We start from the raw sequence: 16,722 nt of genomic DNA, 5'->3' as shown, positions 1-16,722 counted from the left end.
CTGAAACCACCTAGCTGAGGGAGTACGCCATGCACGTTCAGTTCTGTTCCATCGTTCCGCCTTATCTGTTGCGCCGGCTGGCCCAGCAGGACGCGCCGGGATATTCTTCGGCCGCAAGCGCCGCCCGGAAGGCCCTGGGCCACGTCGAATCATTCCAGGCCGCACGCGCACAGGCTGTCCCGGTCCTCCCGCCCAGCCTGCGGCAGGCCAAGCCGGGCCCGGTGAACCGCACCGTATACGATGCCGGCGGTGAAGAGACCCTGCCGGGCAGGCTGGTCCGAAAGGAAGCCGGGCGTGCCACCGGCGATGCCGCCACCGATGAGGCCTACGACGGACTGGGACACACCCACCGGCTGTATGCCGAGGCTTTCGGCCGGGATTCGATTGACGGACGCGGGCTGAAGCTTGATGCCACGGTGCACTTCGGAAATCTGTACGACAACGCTTTCTGGAACGGCACCCAGATGGTGTTCGGTGATGGCGACGGCGATGTCTTTGAACGGTTCACCAAGTCCATCAGCGTCATCGGCCACGAACTCGCGCACGGCGTCACCCAATATTCGGCCGGGCTTGTCTACCGGAACCAGGCGGGTGCCCTGAATGAGTCGATGTCGGATGTCTTCGGCGCGCTCGTTGAGCAATACGTGAGGAAGCAGACCGCCGCCCAGGCCAGCTGGCTGATCGGGGAAGGCCTCTTTACGCCCAACGTCCAGGGGCTGGCCCTTCGGTCCATGAAAGCCCCCGGAACGGCATACGATGACGACGTGCTGGGCAAGGACCCGCAACCCGATTCCATGGACTCCTACGTCCGGACCAGCGCAGACAATGGCGGCGTACACATCAACTCCGGCATCCCCAACCGCGCGTTCTACCTGGTTGCGGATGCCCTGGGCGGCCACGCCTGGGAGGCTCCGGGCCGCATCTGGTACGAGGCCCTTACCAATGGGTCGTTGCCGCCGGCCGCAACGTTTACCGTCTTTGCCCGCGCCACGGTACGTGCCGCCACGGACCTTTTTGGTTCGGACTCCAAAGAGCATGACGCCGTACGGGGGGCGTGGGAAACTGTAAAGGTCAAGGTTTAACCACCACCGGCTGCCGGGTCACAGGCCGCCGGGCCAGAGGAAAGCCCAGGGGCCAGGCCATGAAGATCAAGGTGGAGCGGAGCGGCGGGTTGGCTGCGGTCACGCGGGTGTGGACCGTTGATGCCCAGTCGGACAGTGACCTCAGCCAGTGGCAGCCCCTTGTGGAGGCCTGCCCCTGGGACGCCGTTCCCAGCACCCCGCGGGCAGCCGCCGCGGCTTTCGAGGCTCCGCAGCCTGACCGCTTCATGTACTCCATCTCGGCAGGGCAGCGCCGGGCTGCCCTGCCGGAACATGCCCTCACCGGTCCCTGGCGCGTCCTGGTTGATACCGCACGGGCGGCCGCAGAAGAATCTCCCGGCGGGATCCGGCCCGGGGCTAGTGGAGGCGGTCCCGCCTGAAGGTGCGTGCCGCAGCAGGGAGTCGAATGAAGGGCTGTTTCTGTCCGGCAGTAGACTGTCTGCAGCCATGACTTTTCATATCTCCTATCCCGCCGAGCTGCCGGTTTCCGAGCGCCGCGAGGACCTGATGGCCGCGATCGCCGCCAACCAGGTGACCATCATCGCCGGCGAGACCGGCTCCGGAAAGACCACCCAGATCCCCAAGATGTGCCTGGAACTTGGCCTGGGCGAGAAGGGCCTGATCGGGCACACCCAGCCCCGGCGGCTGGCAGCACGAACCGTGGCCGAGCGCATTGCGGAAGAACTTGGCGTGGACATCGGCCAGGAGGTGGGCTTCCAGGTCCGTTTCACGGGCGAGGTCAGCAAGGCAACCAAGGTCAAGCTGATGACGGACGGCATCCTGCTCGCCGAGATCCAGCGGGACAGGCTGCTGCGCAAGTACAGCACCATCATCATTGACGAGGCACACGAGCGAAGCCTCAACATCGACTTCATCCTCGGCTACCTGAAACGGATCCTGCCGCAGCGGCCGGACCTGAAGGTCATCATCACCTCGGCCACCATCGATCCCGAACGGTTCGCCAACCATTTCGGCACGCCGGAAGACCCCGCCCCCATCGTTGAGGTGTCGGGCCGGACCTATCCCGTGGAAATCCGCTACCGCCCCCTGTCCCAGCCGAAGGCAGACGACGACGAAGCCTCGGACGATGAACTCGAGGAGGACCGCGACCCCCTGGACGCCGTCTGTGATGCCGTGGATGAACTCGCGGCGGAGGCGCCCGGCGACATCCTGGTCTTTTTCTCCGGGGAGCGGGAAATCCGCGATGCCGCAGACGCACTGCAGGCCCGTATCCAGTCCAACCGCAGGCTGGCCAACACCGAGATCCTCCCCCTGTTCGCCCGCCTGAGCCTGCAGGAGCAGCACAAGGTGTTCCACCCGGGCGGCAAGCGCCGGATCGTGCTGGCCACCAACGTGGCGGAAACGTCGCTGACGGTCCCCGGCATCAAATACGTCATCGACACCGGCACCGCCCGCATTTCCCGGTATTCACACCGCACCAAGGTCCAGCGCCTGCCCATTGAACGTGTCTCGCAGGCATCGGCCAACCAGCGTTCCGGCCGCTGCGGACGTGTGTCTGACGGCATCGCCATCCGCCTCTACTCGGAGGAGGACTTCGAATCCCGTCCCCGCTTCACGGATCCGGAAATCCTGCGCACCAACCTCGCTGCCGTCATCCTCCAGATGACCGCCATGGGCGTGGCGAAAAGCCCCAAGGACGTTGAGGAGTTCCCCTTCGTCGAGCCGCCGGAAACCAGGGCCATCAACGACGGCGTCACCCTCCTTCGCGAACTGGGCGCCCTGGCTCCCCCACGACCCCAGGGAAAGGGCGGCAGACCCGAGGCAGCCGGCGGCCTCACCGCCGTCGGACAGAAACTCGCCCAGCTGCCCGTCGATCCCCGGCTGGGCCGGATGATCGTGGAGGCCGGGAAACGGGGGTGCGTCCGCGAAGTCATGGTCCTGGCGGCAGCCCTGACCATCCAGGACCCGCGTGAACGGCCCACGGACAAGCAACAGCTGGCCGCGGAGAAGCACAACCGTTTCCGGGACGAGAACTCGGACTTCACGGGCTACCTCAATCTCTGGAACTACCTGCAGGAGAAACAGCAGGAGCTGTCGTCGTCGGCCTTCCGCCGGTTGTGCCGCGCCGAATTCATCAACTACCTGCGCGTGCGGGAATGGCAGGACCTCTTCGCCCAGCTGCGCCAGCTCGCCCGGCCGCTGGGGATCTCCCTGGACAACAAGCGCCTGGCCGATCCCGTGGGCAACCACGACGGCATCCACATCAGCCTGCTTTCCGGGCTGCTCAGCCACATCGGAATCCTGGACGAGCGCAAGCGCGAATATGCCGGCGCCCGCGGCAGCCGGTTCGCGATCTTCCCGGGCTCCGCGTTGTTCAAGAAGTCCCCTACGTTCGTCATGGCAGCGGAGCTGGTGGAAACCAGCCGGCTGTGGGCCCGGGTGGCCGCGAAATTCGATCCCCTGTGGGCCGAGCAGGTGGCGCCGGACCTGGTAAAGCGCAGCTACAGTGAACCGCACTGGTCCACCCGGCAGGGCGCCGTGATGGCCTACGAAAAGGTCACCCTCTACGGCGTTCCCATCATCGCCCAGCGGCGGATCAACTACGGCAGGGTGGACCCGGTGGTGGCCCGGGAATTGTTCATCCGCCACGCACTGGTGGAGGGTGACTGGAAGACCCACCACAAGTTCTTCCACCGCAACCGGGCGCTGCTGCACGAAGTGGAGGAACTCGAGGCACGGATGCGCCGCCGCGACCTGCTGGTGGACGACGAGACGCTGTTCGAGTTCTACGACGCCAGGATCGGCCCCGACGTGGTGTCCGAACGGCACTTCGATAAATGGTGGAAGGACGCCCGCCGGGAGAACCCCGACCTCCTGGACTACGACAAGTCGCTGCTGATCAGCGACGATGCCGACGACCTGGATGAATCGGCGTACCCAAAAACCTGGCTGCACAAGGGTTTCGAGCTTCCCCTGACGTACGAGTTCCACCCCGTGGCCCCGGGCTCCCCGCCCGATCCGTCCGACGGCGTCACGGCAGAAGTTCCGGTCCTGTTCCTCAACCAGCTGGATGACGCTCCGTTCCGCTGGCTGATCCCGGGCCAGCGCGTGGAGCTGGTGACGGCGCTGATCAAGTCGCTGCCCAAGCAGGTCCGGAAGAATTTCGTTCCTGCCCCCGATGTTGCCCGGCAGGCCGTGGCCTTGCTGGAATCGGACTTCGATCCGGCCAAGGATGAGCTGGAAACGTCGCTCGAGCTCGCGCTGCGGCGTATCCGCGGCGCCATCATCCCGCCCGGTTCCTGGAACTGGGATGCCGTGCCCCCGCACCTGCGCGTGAGTTTCAAGGTGGTGGACAGCAAGGGCAAGGTCCTTGGCGAGGGAAAGGACCTTGCGGAACTCCAGGAGAGGCTGGCCCCCGCCACCCGGCGTGCCATTGCCGAATCGCTCGGCGCCACCCCGGCCTCCGCTGCGCCCGGCGCCGGTGGCAAGGGGCAGCGCGGGAACGGCAAGGCGCCCGACGCCGGGGCACCCGTACGGCAGCAGGCGGCCGGGGTGCCGGGAGCCGCCGCCGCGGCCGGGTTCGTGGAGCAGGAAGGCCTGAAGGAATGGACCTTCGGCACCATCGAGCGCCAGGTGAGCAGCATGGTCAAAGGCCACACTGTTACCGGCTACCCTGCGCTGGTGGACAAGGGCACCTCAGTGTCGCTGCGGGTCTTCCAGACCCAGGAGGAACAGCTCGACGCGATGCGCGGCGGTGTGATCCGCCTGTTGGCCCTGCGGGTTCCGGCACCGGACCGCTATGTCCTGGAGCATTTGAGCAACACGGAAAAGCTCACCTTCAGCCAGAACCCGCACGGCTCGGTGTCCGCCCTGATTGCCGACTGCGCGCTGGCGGCCATCGACAAGCTGACGCCCGCGGACCTTCCGTGGGACCGGAAGGCCTTTGACCAGCTCTATGAGGTGGTGCGCGCCGAACTGATCGACACCGTCTTCACGGTCACCGCCGTGGTGGAGCGCATCCTGGCCAGCACCCGCCGGATCGAAAAGCAGCTCAAGGGCACCACCAGCCTGGCCCTGATCAGCGCGCTGAACGACATCAAGAGCCAGCTGGAGCAGCTGGTGTATCCGGGTTTTGTGGCACGGACGGGCTACGGGCAGCTCAGCCAGCTGCCCAGGTACCTGGCGGCCATCGAGAAACGGCTGGAACGCCTGCCTGGCAACGTTCAGCGCGACGCCCTCAACATGGCTGTGGTCCAGCGGCTTGAGGACGATTACGACCATGCCGTCTCGGCGCTCCTGCCGGGACGCCGTGCAGGACGGGAGTTAACCCAGGTGCGCTGGATGATCGAGGAGCTCCGGGTAAGCCTGTTCGCCGTCGAGCTCGGCACCGCCTATTCGGTATCCGAAAAGCGGATCCGCGCCGTGCTCAACAAAGCACTGGCCCCCGCCTAGCGGCGGCCACCAATGAGAGGAATCGAATGAAGCTCACGCTTGCCCAGGGCCCGGCAGGGACCGAGATTGCCGGCCTCGGCCACGCCCAGCCCTCGCGCATCATGGACAACCATGAGCTCGAAGGCATGATGGAGACGAGCGACGAGTGGATCCGCCAGCGCACCGGCATCGTCACACGGCGCATCGCCCGCGAGGGCGAGACCGTGGTGGACCTGGCCATTCCCGCGGCCCGGATGGCCCTCGCAGATTCGGGCGTCGCGGCCGGGGACATCGACCTCGTCGTGGTGGCCACCACCACGGCCGCCGAACGCTCCCCCAACACCGCAGGCCGGGTGGCGGACGCGCTGGGGCTGGGACGGGACGGCCGCGGCCCGGGAATCATGGACGTCAACACGGCCTGCTCGGGTTTTGAATACGCCCTTGGCGTTACGGACCAGGCCATCCGCAGCGGAAGCGCCTCCCACGCGATCGTGGTCGGGGCAGAAACCCTGTCGGCGGTGACTGACTGGACGGACCGCGCAACCGCCGTACTCACCGCCGACGGCGCCGGCGCCGCCGTCGTGCGCCCTTCGGAGAAGCCCCGGATCGGTCCGGTGGTGTGGGGTTCGGAGAGCGGCATGGCCGATGCTGTCCGGATCTCTCCGCCCTCGGGAAGGTTTTCGCAGAACGGGCGCGAGGTATTGCGCTGGGCCCTGACCAAGGCGCCGGAACGTGCCCGCGAGACGGTGGCAAAGGCCGGGCTGACACTGGACGACATCCAGGTCCTTGCCGCGCACCAGGCCAACCTCCGCATCATCGAACCGCTCGCGGAGGCGCTGGGGCTCTCGGACCGGATCGTCATCACCGATGTCACCGAGTCGGGGAACACCTCCGCCGCCAGCGTGCCGCTCGGACTGAGCAAATGGTGGCACTCCGGGCGGATCCCCGCGGACGTCCCAGCACTGCTGTTCGGCTTCGGCGGCGGCTTCACCTACGCCGGCATGGTGGCGATGACCCCGCGCCGGGACTGATGTCCCAGCTCGCCTGACCTATCCCTGGCTGCCGGGTACGAACTCCCCGTACCCGGCGGCGCGGAGGCCTTCGCGCAGCTTTTCCGCGTTGGCGTCCAGGACCGCGGGGTCCGGGTTCTGGTCCGCGGAGCCAAAGTCGAAATCGGCCATGCTTTGCGACGGCCATACATGGACATGCAGGTGGTTGACTTCGTAGCCCGCCACGATCAGGCCCGCCCGCCGTGCCCCGAAGATATCCACCTGGACCGCACCGATGCGCCGCGCCACTTCCATGACTTTCGCAAGGGTTTCCGGCGACGCGTCCGTCCAGCGGTCCACTTCCTCCGTGGGGACCACCAGCGTGTGGCCGTCGGCGAGCGGGCCGGTGGTGAGGAACGCCGAAACGTCGTCCTCGCGCCACACAAACCGGCCCGGAATCTCGCCGTTAATGATCTTCGTGAACAAGGTGCTCATGCGTCTGCCTCCTCGGCGGCTGTGTGCAGTGTGCCGGTATCCAGCACGAACCGGTACTTTACGTCTCCTGCGACCATCCGGTCGTAAGCTTCATTCAGCCTGCCGGCGGACACCACCTCGATGTCGGCCACCACGCCGTGCTCAGCACAGAAATCCAGCATCTCCTGGGTTTCAGCGATACCGCCGATCAGGGATCCCGCGTAGGCGATCCTGCGGCGGATCAGGGCACCCGGGTTGACCGGGGGCATGGCTTCGGAGGGCAGCCCCAGCTGGAACAAGGCTCCGTCCACCCGCAGGGTGCGGAAGAAGGGGTTCAGGTCGTGCGGGGCGGCAACCGTATCGATGATGAGGTCCACCGTGCGGTCCGCGGCCGCCATGGCAGCTTCATCGCGGGACAGGACAACCTGGTCCGCGCCCAACTCCAGCGCAGCTGCCACCTTGGACTCCGACGTGGTGAACACCACCACCTTCGCTCCCATCGCCTTTGCAAGCTTGACGGCCATGTGGCCAAGCCCGCCAAGTCCGACGACGCCCACCACGTCCCCTTCCCCGGCGTCGAAATGCCGCAGCGGCGAGAAGGTGGTGACGCCGGCGCACAGCAGGGGCGCGACGGCGGCCGGGTCCAGTGACGCCGGGACGCGGAGGACGTAGCGGCGGTCCACCACGATGAAAGAGGAATATCCACCCTGGGTGATGACATCGCCGTTCCGCCGGTCCTTCGCGCCGTAGGTGCCGGTCATCCCGTTTTCGCAATACTGCTCCAGGCCGTCAAGGCAGCTGTCGCATTCACGGCAGGAGTCCACCATGCAGCCCACACCCACCCGGTCGCCCACGGCAAAGCCGGTAACGTCAGAACCCACCCTGCTGACGGTTCCCACGATTTCGTGGCCGGGAACCAGCGGGTACGCCTGGCCGCCCCATTCTCCGCGGGTGGCGTGCACATCCGAGTGGCAGAGCCCGCAGAACTCGATCGCGATTTCCACATCGTCCGGCTTGGGTGCCCGCCGGGCCACGGTCAGCGGCACCAGGCCACTGTCCCGGGAGACTGCACCGTAGGCGGCGGCACGCACCCCGGTGTCTGCCGTGGGTTTGGCAGGGCTTATGGGTTTGGCGAGGGGCGGAGGTACGGGGCGTCCTGGTGTCATAGTGCGACCGTACCCCCGCCGCCCGCGGAGTTTCCAACCGGCCCTCCGCGGTCCCGGGTCCCGGCCGCCATGGCACCTGGTTCCGGTCCGGTGGCCACGGGCAGTTCGGGCCGGTTGGACCACTCCGAAAAGGAGCCGGGGTACAGCGCGGCCGGGATCCCCGCGAGTTCCAGCGCAGCCACCTCATGGGCTGCCGTCACGCCGGAACCGCAGTAGACGGCCACGGGCCGGCCGGCCGAGACGCCCAGGGATTCGAACCGCCGCCGCAGCTTCGCGCGCGAAAGGAACCGCCCGCCGTCGTCAACGTTCCCCGTCGTGGGGGCACTCAACGCGCCGGGAATATGGCCGGCCCGGGGATCAACCGGCTCCACGTCGCCCCGGTACCTTTCCCCTGCCCTGGCATCGAGCAGCAGGCCATGGCGCGGCCAGGCGGCGGCAGCCCCGGCGTCGGCCACCGGCATGTGCCCGGTGCCCAACTCCACGTCACCCGGGGCGGGACGGACGGGGCCCCCTTCCACGGGCAGGCCTGCGGCACGCCACGCGCCCAGGCCGCCGTCGAGCAGGTAAACCTCGTCAAGGCCGGCATCGCGGAGCATCCACCACACCCTGGCGGCTGCCATGTTTGCGCTGTCATCGTAGGCGACCACCACATCGCCCTTCCTGATGCCCCAGCGCCGGGCCGACTCCTGGAACTGCCCGGCGGACGGCAGGGGATGCCGTCCCCGGTCCGGGACCGCCGGGTCCGAAAGCTCGGAAGCCAGGTCCACGAACACCGCGCCCGGCAGGTGCCCGGCGAGATAGTGGTCGCGGCCGTGGGGATCACCCAGCACCCAGCGCACGTCCAGCAGTACCGTCCGCTGCCCGGCGGCAAGCCTGGCCTCCAGGGCGGGAACGTCCATCAAGGGCTTCATCGGTGCTCCTTCCATTGCATGGGGCGGCGGAGGCGGAAACGCCATGCCGTGACGGCCAACGGTCCCACTCTAGACGGGCTGCTCCCGGTGCCGCGGGTAGGCTGGACCAGTGACGATCGAGGGCAGCACCGGCAGGAACCATGACGGCTCGGACCGGGACTGGGCCGACCATGCCATCCGTACCATCAGGGCCGAAAACAACCGCTCGGCGGACACCCACTTGTACTCGGTGCCGCTGCCGGGACAGTGGGGCATCCAGCTGTACCTGAAGGACGAGTCCACCCACCGCTCCGGCAGCCTGAAGCACCGGCTGGCCAGGTCCCTGTTCCTGTTCGGCCTGGTCAACGGCTGGATCAGCGCGGACACCACCATCGTGGAGGCCTCGAGCGGCAGCACGGCGGTCTCGGAGGCCTACTTCGCCCAGCTGCTGGGGCTCCCCTTTGTTGCCGTGATGGCGCGCACCACCAGCCCGGAAAAAATCGCCTTGATCGAAAAGTTCGGCGGCTCCTGCCTGCTGGTGGAGAACGCCTCGGATGTCTATGCCACCGCGGAGGAAGTGGCTGCCACCTGCAACGGGCATTACATGGACCAGTTCACCTTCGCGGAGCGGGCCACGGACTGGCGCGGGAACAACAACATCGCCGAATCCATCTTTGGCCAGCTCAGCCTGGAGCAGCACCCGGTGCCGGAATGGATCGTGGTGGGCGCCGGCACGGGTGGAACAAGTGCCACGATCGGCCGGTACCTGCGCTACCACAGCCATGCAACCCGGTTGCTGGTGGTGGACCCCGAGAACTCCGCGTTCTATCCAGGCTGGCTGGGGGAAACAGCCGGACGGCCCACCGGCCCCTCGCGGATCGAAGGGATTGGCCGGGCCCGGATGGAGCCGAGCTTCATCCCTTCGGTGATCGACCGCATGGTCCAGGTCCCCGATGCCGCCTCGATCGCCGCGATGCGGCACCTGGACTCCTTCGCCGGCCTGCACGCAGGCCCATCCACTGGCACCAACCTGTGGGGAGTCTGGCAGACCATTGCGCAGATGCTGTCAGCGGGCCGCCGGGGCAGCGTCATCTCATTGATGTGCGACGGCGGCGAACGGTACGCGGGGACCTACTGGAACCAGGACTGGCTGGCTTCCAAGGGGTTGGATCCCGCGCCGTACGAGGCAGTGATTTCGCGCTTCCTGGACACCGGGGAGTGGACCGGCGCTCCTGCCTAAACCTCCACGGATTCGCGGGCGGCCAGGTGCCTGTATTCGGTACCGTACCTGGCGCCGATCCGCTTGACGTGGCCTTCAACGATGCCCAGGCCGTTCTCATTAAGCAGCCCGTCATGAATCTGGAACGCGCGCGGCGCCCGCACCCCAATCACGAAATCCACCACCTCGGCGGACTTGCTCCACGGCGCGTGCAGCGGGACCAGGAGCGTCCGGACCGGGATTCCGTCCGGGATGACGAACGAGTCTCCCGGGTGGTAGACGTTGCCGTCCACCAGGAAACCGATGTTCGCCACCACGGGGATCTGCGGGTGGATCAGGGCATGCTGGCCGCCGAAGCTGCGGATATCGAAGCCCGCTGCCTGGAAGGACTGGCCGGGTTCCACCGTGTGGATGCGGTCTGCCGCAGCCGGAGCTTCCCCACGCAGTTGTTTGGCGACACCGTCGGGGGCGTACAGTGCCAGGCCTTCGTCTTCGATGAGGGCGGCCACCACGGCCTTTGTGTCGATGTGGTCCGGGTGTTCGTGGGTCACCAGGACCGCCTGCGCCCCGGACAGCGCCTCCGCTGATTCGGAGAAGGTGCCGGGATCCAGGACCAGGACGCTGCCTTCCTTCTCGAGCCGGATGCAGGCGTGGGTGTATTTGGTCAGCTTCATAGCGCCAGCCTAGGGTCCGCCCAGGAATCGTGTCCACGGCCCCTGTCCCTGAGCCCTGCCCTTGAAGCTCCGGCTGGTAATCTTGGTGTTTGCCCCCCACGGAAGCGAGTTCGTCCATGCCGATCGGCGTCAAGGCTGATTCCGCCGCCCCATCCCCGGCAGGAGGCGGCAGGGAACAGCGCGTAACCAAGCAGCGCAAGGCCGTCAGTGCGGCGCTGGACCACCTGGACGACTTCGTCAGCACGCAGGAGCTCTACCGGATCCTGCAGAACCAGGGCGTGTCCGTGTCACTGGCCACTGCCTACCGGATCCTGCAGTCGCTCGCCGACGAGGGACTGGTGGATGTGCTCCGCAACGGCGACGGCGAAGCGGTGTACCGTCGCTGCGCCGTCACTGCCCACCATCACCACCTGCTGTGCAGGAACTGCGGGAAGGCAGTGGAAGTGGAAGCACCCGCCGTCGAAACGTGGGCAGTTCGCACGGCCGCCGAGCATGGGTTCACCGAGGTGGACCACACGGTGGAGATTTTTGGCCTGTGCCCGGACTGCACCGCCCTTAAGGCCGCCGGGAAGCTGTAAGGACCCGCCCGTTGATGCCGCGGGCGTCGCGCACCGAGCTGATGGCGCGGCACACGACGTAGATCAGGAATGACAGCGTGGTGACGTAGGGGCTGATGGGAATCCGTCCGCCCAATGCCAGCAGGATTCCGCCCACGGTTGCACTCACCGCGAAGACGACGCTGAGGACCACTGCCGCTACCGGCGTGGACGTGACCCGCAGCGCCGCGGCGGCAGGCGTAATCAGCAGGGCAAGCACCAGCAGGGCGCCAACCACCTGGATGGACAAGGCCACACTGACGCCCAGGACCACCATGAACACGATTCCCAGCGTGCGGACCGGGACTCCCCGGGCCTCAGCGAGCTCGGGATCCACGCTGGCGAAGTTCAGCGGCCGCCAGATGGCCAGCAGCACGAGCATCACCACGACGGCGGTCCCGGCGAGGGCCTGGAGCTGAACGGTATCCACGGAGACGATCTGTCCCGTGAGGAGCCCGAACTTGTTCGCAGCGCGGCCCTGGTACAGGGACAGGAACAGGATTCCGAGGCCCAGGCCGAACGGCATGATCACGCCGATGGTGGAGTTCTTGTCCCTGGCCCTGACTCCCATCAGACCCAGCAGCAGTGCTGCGGCCACTGATCCGATGAGCGAGCCGAACACCACGTCCGCGCCGACCAACAGGGCGAAGGCGGCCCCCGCGAAGGAAAGTTCGGAAATGCCGTGGACCGCGAAGGCAAGGTCCCGCTTCATCACGAACGTGCCCACCAGGCCGCCAAGGAGCCCCAGGATGGCACCCGCCCAGATGGAGTTCTGGACCAGCACCAGCAGTTCGCCGTAGTTGTCGAAGTTTAATATGGCCCCGAGGATGCTGTCGGCGTCCACTACGCGGCCTCCCCTGCCAGGGCGTCGGCCTCGGCGTGGTGGTGGGTGGTGGCATCGGGCAGGCCAACGACGACGATCCGCCCGTTGGCGTGGATCACCTCTACCTGGGTGCCGTACAGGTCGGAGAGCACTTCAGTGGTCATGACCTCTTCGGGCGTCCCCACCCGGAACCGTCCCCCTGCCAGGTACAGGACCCGGTCGACGTAGTCGATGATGGGGTTGATTTCGTGGGTAACAAAGACAACAGCGCTGTTGTGCTCACGGCTTTGTTTGTTGATCAGGGCACTGACCGCCTGCTGGTGGTGCAGGTCAAGGGACAGCAGCGGTTCGTCGCAAAGCAGGACCTGGGGATCAGTGGCCAGCGCCTGCGCCACCCGCAGCCGCTGCTGTTCGCCGCCGGAGAGCTGGCCAACCGGAACCTTGGCGTAGTCGGAGGCGCCCACCAGCTCCAGGAGCTGGTCCACCCTGCGGTTTGTCCTGCCCGCCGACAGCCGGACGCCCCAGCGGTGCCCATCGACGCCCAGCGCCACCAGGTCGCGGGCACGCATGGGCGTGTCCTGCGGAAAGGACTTTTGCTGGGGAATATAGCCGATCAGGCTGCTGCCGCGTTCCACGGGCCGTCCGCCCAGGGACGCCTTTCCGGAGTGCAGCTTCTGCAGGCCCAGGAGGACTTTCAGGAAGCTGGTCTTGCCGCTGCCGTTGGGGCCCAGCACGGCGAAGAACTCACCGGGCCTGATCTCCAGGTCCAGGTCCTCCCAGAGCGTGCGCTGACCGAACTTGAGGCACGCCCCTTCGAGGCTGACGACGGATTTCACCTGTTTGACTCCAGAATTTTGCTGACGTTGTTCACATTGTCCGTCATCCACTGCAGGTAGGTCTTGCCCTCCGGCAGGGTTTCGGTGAAGTCCACCACCGGAACGCCTGCAGCTTCGGCCGCCTTCTTCAGTGTTTCCGTCTGCGGGCCTTCAGTCTGCGCGTTGTAGGCCAGCAGCCGCACCGTCTCGGACGCCACCAGGTCGGTGGCTTCCTTCATGGCGGCCGGCGGCACGTCAGTGCCCTCTTCGATTGCCGCAGTGTATTGCTCAGGCGTGGCGTTCTTCAGGCCCGCATCTTCGAGCAGGTACAGCGGGACGGGTTCGGTGACCGCGACCTGGCCTCCCGCAGCCGCGGCTTTCCCTGCATCCAGCTTGCTGTGCAGGCCTGAGAGGGAGGACTTGAAGGCGTCGGCATTGGCAGTGAATGTGGCAGCGGAACCGGGATCCAGCGTGCCGAGTTTCTCCGCAACGCTGTCGGCCATCCGCTCCATGGCCGGCAGGCTGTACCACACGTGCTCGTTGAAGTCGCCGTGGTCATGCCCGTCGGGCCCCACCACCGCAGGCGGGGTTGCCGTCTGCGGCTCCTCTTCCGGGTGGGCAAGGCCGGAGATTTCGACGGCGGTCAGCACCGAGCCGCTGTCCAGCTTGCTGCTCTCCACCAGGGTATGGAGGAAATCGTCGTAGCCGCCGCCGTTTTCGATGACCAGCTGCGCTTTGGAGACGGTCAGGCGGTCCTGCGCGGTTGCCTCGTAGGAGTGCGGATCCTGGCCGGCGCTGTTGATGATCGCGGTGACATTCACCTTTTCCCCGCCCACGGACCTGGCGATGTCGCCGTAGACACTGGTTGAGGCCACGACGTTGATCCCCTGCGCGGAAGCCGGCGTCCCGGACTGTTGCGGACTGCAGGCAGTCAGCAACAGCCCGAGTCCCGTCAAGGCGGCAAGGAAAGAGCTGGCAGCGGCTGTACGGCGCACGGATAACCTCAGTTCACACAGATGGGGAGGACGACAGTGCAAGCCTATACCTAAATGCGAATGATTCCTATTTAGGTCCGCTGCCGTTCGGCTGGCCCAGGCGCCGGATCCCGGTAGCCTGCGTCGCATCGCGGATTTCGCCGACGAGCTGTTCAATGACGTCCTCCAGGAAGAGCACACCCCGGGTCCTGCCGTCCGGGCCTATCACGCGGGCCAGGTGGGATCCCGTTCGCTGCATGACGGACATCGCCTTTTCGATCTCGTCCCCCAGCGCCAGGTTGGCCAGCGACCGGATGCGGCTCTCGGCAATCGGCAGTTCGTAGGCAGACTCCGGAATGGACAGCACATCCTTGACGTGGAGGTAGCCGTAGAGCATGTCCTCGTCATCCAGCATGGGAAACCGCGAGAACCCCGTGCGGCTGACGGTTTTTTCAAACTCCACCGGAGTGGTGGAGGCCCCCAGCATGACCAGGTTTTCGAGCGGCACCATGATGTCCTCCGCCGTGTGCTCCGAGAACTCGAGCGCACCGGTGATGAGCCCGGCGTCGTCGTCCACCAGCCCGTGGCGTGTGGACTCCTGGACGATCGACTGAACCTCCTCCAGGGTGAAGGAGGACGTCACCTCGTCCTTTGGCTCGATCCGCATCAGTTTGAGGATGTGGTTGGCCGACCAGTTGAGGACGGAAATCACCGGGTGGACCAGCCGCGAGATGAACAGCAGGGGCGGGGCCAGGAGCAGTGCCGCCTTGTCAGCCACGGACACCGAAATGTTCTTGGGCACCATCTCGCCGAAGGTGACGTGCAGGAAGGTCACCAGCATCAGGGCCACGGCGAAGGCCGCAACGTCCGCGGCTTCCGCCGGCAGGCCCACCGCCTCCATGGGGGCGGCAAGCAGGTGGTGGATCGCCGGCTCGGCCACCAGCAGGATCAGCAGCGAACACACGGTGATGCCCAGCTGCGCGCAGGCCAGCATCAACGACACGTTCTCCATGGCGCGCAGGGTGGTCTGGGCGCGCTTGGACCCGGCATCGGCCAAAGGCTCGATCTGGCTCCGCCGCGCGGACATGATGGCGAATTCAGCGCCCACGAAAAAGGCGTTGCCCAGAAGGAGGAAGCCCAGCCAGAGTATTCCGGCCCAGTCGCTCATGGCTTGCTCCTGTCATTGACGTCCTGCGCGGCGGGTTGTTCCGTGGGGTGGAAGCAGATGCGGTCGATCCTGCGGCCGTCCATCCTGGTGACGCTCAGGGTTCCGCCGCCCACGTCGACGGTGTCGCCTACCACGGCGATCCTGCCGAGCTGGCTCATGACATAGCCGCCCACGGTCTCGTAGGCTGCTTCGTCCGGAACACTCAATCCCGGAATCTGTTCTGACAACTCATCCGGGCGGAGGAGTCCGGGGAAGTACCAGTCGCCGGAGGCGCTTTGCAGGAGTCCGGGACGGACCCTGTCGTGCTCGTCCGCCACCTCGCCCACGATTTCCTCCACGAGGTCCTCGAGGGTGGCGATGCCTGCCGTGCCGCCGTATTCATCGAGCACGACTGCCAGCTGGAGGTTTCCCTCCCTCAGCTCGGCCAGCAGGGCATCAAGATGGATGGTCTCGGGCACCCGCAGCACCTCGGTCATGATGGCGCCGGCCTCAAGGTTGCGGCGCCGTTCCCACGGCACAGCAACGGCCTTCTTGACATGCACCAGGCCACGGATGTCATCGGCGGAATCACCTATGACGGGGAACCGGGAGTATCCGGTCCTCCGTGCTGCATCCACCACATCGGAGACCGGCTGGTCGGCGTCGATGGTCTCAAGCCGGATGCGCGGCGTCATGACGTCAGCAGCCGTCCGGGTCGAGAAATTAAGGGTGCGGGCGATGAAGTTGGCGGTTCCGGCGTCGAGCGTTCCCATCGCCGCCGACCGGCGGACCAGCGAGGCAAGCTCTGCAGGAGTCCGCGCTCCGGAGATTTCCTCCTTGGCTTCCAGCCCGAAGATGTGCAGGACCTTGTTGGAAAAGCCGTTGAGGACCAGGATGGCGGGCTTGAAGATGGCCGTGAAAACCAGCTGTGGCCCGGCAAGTGCCCGGCCCACGGGAAACGCCAGCGCAATTGCCATGTTCTTGGGCACCAGTTCGCCCAGGAGCATGGACAGCAGTGTCGCCACCACCATCGCCAGGACCAGCGAGATGGACTGCACAGCCACAGCCGGAAGTCCGACGGCGGCCAGTGGCGCCTCGAGCAGGTGGCCTACCGAGGGTTCCATGACATACCCGGTGAGCAGCGTGGTCAAGGTGATGCCCAGCTGGCAGCTTGAGAGCTGCGTCGACAGCGACTTAAGGCAGGCGAGCAAAGGCGCGGCGCCGGTATCGCCGTCGTCAATGGCGCGCTGGACAGTGGACTGATCGAGGGCGATGAGGGAGAACTCGACGGCAACGAAGAATCCCGTGCCGGCGATCAGCAGCAAGCCTGCTGCCAGGAGGAGCCACTCCATTCAGCATCCCGCCTGGAGTGCCGGAAGCGGCCAAAGGGCAGTCAAAGGGAGAGGGGAAAAGCTGTTTCGGCCCGGCGGAGGATGGTCGGCGGATCGCGATGACCGTTCCGT

At 66.4% G+C, this 16,722-nt stretch carries 15 protein-coding genes; 6 read left to right on the top strand and 9 right to left on the bottom strand.

Annotated elements, in window-relative coordinates; genetic code table 11:
* Positions 1-29: 29 nt before the first annotated feature.
* The 4 genes from ACR65K_RS03580 (at position 30) to ACR65K_RS03565 (ending at position 6,523) form a co-directional block, all read left to right on the top strand.
* Complete coding sequence (locus ACR65K_RS03580) at positions 30-1,082, top strand: M4 family metallopeptidase (protein ID WP_440151353.1); 1,053 nt, start codon at positions 30-32, stop codon at positions 1,080-1,082.
* Positions 1,083-1,141: 59 nt separating this feature from the next.
* On the top strand, positions 1,142-1,480 hold the full coding sequence (locus tag ACR65K_RS03575; RefSeq protein WP_440151352.1) for a protealysin inhibitor emfourin: 339 nt from the start codon (positions 1,142-1,144) through the stop codon (positions 1,478-1,480).
* 67 nt (positions 1,481-1,547) lie between these two features.
* Positions 1,548-5,513 carry an ATP-dependent RNA helicase HrpA gene (gene hrpA, locus ACR65K_RS03570; protein ID WP_440151351.1) on the top strand — a complete coding sequence of 1,322 codons (3,966 nt, stop codon included), beginning with the start codon at positions 1,548-1,550 and terminating at the stop codon, positions 5,511-5,513.
* 26 nt (positions 5,514-5,539) lie between these two features.
* On the top strand, positions 5,540-6,523 hold the full coding sequence (locus ACR65K_RS03565) for a beta-ketoacyl-ACP synthase III (protein ID WP_440151350.1): 984 nt from the start codon (positions 5,540-5,542) through the stop codon (positions 6,521-6,523).
* Positions 6,524-6,541: 18 nt separating this feature from the next.
* On the opposite strand, the gene ACR65K_RS03560 is transcribed toward ACR65K_RS03565, so the two are convergent.
* The 3 genes from ACR65K_RS03560 to ACR65K_RS03550 are packed head-to-tail and all read right to left on the bottom strand — an operon-like array spanning position 6,542 to position 9,032.
* Positions 6,542-6,976, bottom strand: coding sequence for an HIT family protein (locus ACR65K_RS03560; RefSeq protein ID WP_440151349.1), 435 nt, complete (start codon positions 6,974-6,976; stop codon positions 6,542-6,544).
* Entirely contained in the window at positions 6,973-8,121 is a 1,149-nt protein-coding gene (locus ACR65K_RS03555; RefSeq protein WP_440151348.1) for an NAD(P)-dependent alcohol dehydrogenase, read from the bottom strand. The genes ACR65K_RS03560 and ACR65K_RS03555 overlap by 4 nt, the downstream gene beginning before the upstream one ends.
* Positions 8,118-9,032 carry a sulfurtransferase gene (locus ACR65K_RS03550; RefSeq protein ID WP_440151347.1) on the bottom strand — a complete coding sequence of 305 codons (915 nt, stop codon included), beginning with the start codon at positions 9,030-9,032 and terminating at the stop codon, positions 8,118-8,120. Before ACR65K_RS03550 ends, ACR65K_RS03555 begins: the two co-directional genes overlap by 4 nt.
* 109 nt (positions 9,033-9,141) lie before the next feature.
* On the opposite strand from ACR65K_RS03550, the gene ACR65K_RS03545 reads away from it, so the two are divergent.
* A complete protein-coding gene (locus ACR65K_RS03545) occupies positions 9,142-10,251 on the top strand; it encodes a PLP-dependent cysteine synthase family protein (RefSeq protein ID WP_440151346.1) in 1,110 nt (369 codons plus the stop codon).
* Here ACR65K_RS03545 and ACR65K_RS03540 read toward each other — a convergent pair.
* Positions 10,248-10,904, bottom strand: coding sequence for an MBL fold metallo-hydrolase (locus ACR65K_RS03540; RefSeq protein WP_440151345.1), 657 nt, complete (start codon positions 10,902-10,904; stop codon positions 10,248-10,250). The two genes, ACR65K_RS03545 and ACR65K_RS03540, sit on opposite strands and share 4 nt — an antisense overlap.
* 116 nt (positions 10,905-11,020) lie before the next feature.
* Here ACR65K_RS03540 and ACR65K_RS03535 point away from each other — a divergent pair, with 116 nt between their 5' ends.
* Positions 11,021-11,482 (top strand): Fur family transcriptional regulator, encoded by a 462-nt coding sequence (locus ACR65K_RS03535; RefSeq protein WP_018768436.1) that lies wholly within the window; start codon positions 11,021-11,023, stop codon positions 11,480-11,482.
* Here ACR65K_RS03535 and ACR65K_RS03530 read toward each other — a convergent pair.
* The 5 genes from ACR65K_RS03530 to ACR65K_RS03510 all read right to left on the bottom strand — a co-directional run bounded on the left by ACR65K_RS03530 (position 11,460) and on the right by ACR65K_RS03510 (position 16,611).
* A complete protein-coding gene (locus tag ACR65K_RS03530; RefSeq protein WP_440151344.1) occupies positions 11,460-12,344 on the bottom strand; it encodes a metal ABC transporter permease in 885 nt (294 codons plus the stop codon). The genes ACR65K_RS03535 and ACR65K_RS03530 overlap by 23 nt on opposite strands.
* Positions 12,344-13,159 (bottom strand): metal ABC transporter ATP-binding protein, encoded by an 816-nt coding sequence (locus ACR65K_RS03525; RefSeq protein WP_056334998.1) that lies wholly within the window; start codon positions 13,157-13,159, stop codon positions 12,344-12,346. The genes ACR65K_RS03530 and ACR65K_RS03525 overlap by 1 nt, the downstream gene beginning before the upstream one ends.
* Complete coding sequence (locus ACR65K_RS03520; protein WP_440151343.1) at positions 13,156-14,133, bottom strand: metal ABC transporter solute-binding protein, Zn/Mn family; 978 nt, start codon at positions 14,131-14,133, stop codon at positions 13,156-13,158. Before ACR65K_RS03520 ends, ACR65K_RS03525 begins: the two co-directional genes overlap by 4 nt.
* Positions 14,134-14,200: 67 nt before the next feature.
* Positions 14,201-15,280, bottom strand: a complete 1,080-nt coding sequence (locus tag ACR65K_RS03515; protein ID WP_440151342.1) for a hemolysin family protein — start codon at positions 15,278-15,280, stop codon at positions 14,201-14,203.
* The gene (locus tag ACR65K_RS03510) at positions 15,277-16,611 is read right to left on the bottom strand and encodes a hemolysin family protein (protein ID WP_440151341.1); all 1,335 of its coding nucleotides are present in this window, start codon (positions 16,609-16,611) and stop codon (positions 15,277-15,279) included. Before ACR65K_RS03510 ends, ACR65K_RS03515 begins: the two co-directional genes overlap by 4 nt.
* Between the last annotated feature and the right edge of the window lie 111 nt (positions 16,612-16,722).

Source organism: Arthrobacter sp. SAFR-179 (assembly GCF_059414945.1).
Note: the sequence above shows the minus strand (reverse complement) of the source record. Positions and strands in the feature narration are given on the sequence as shown.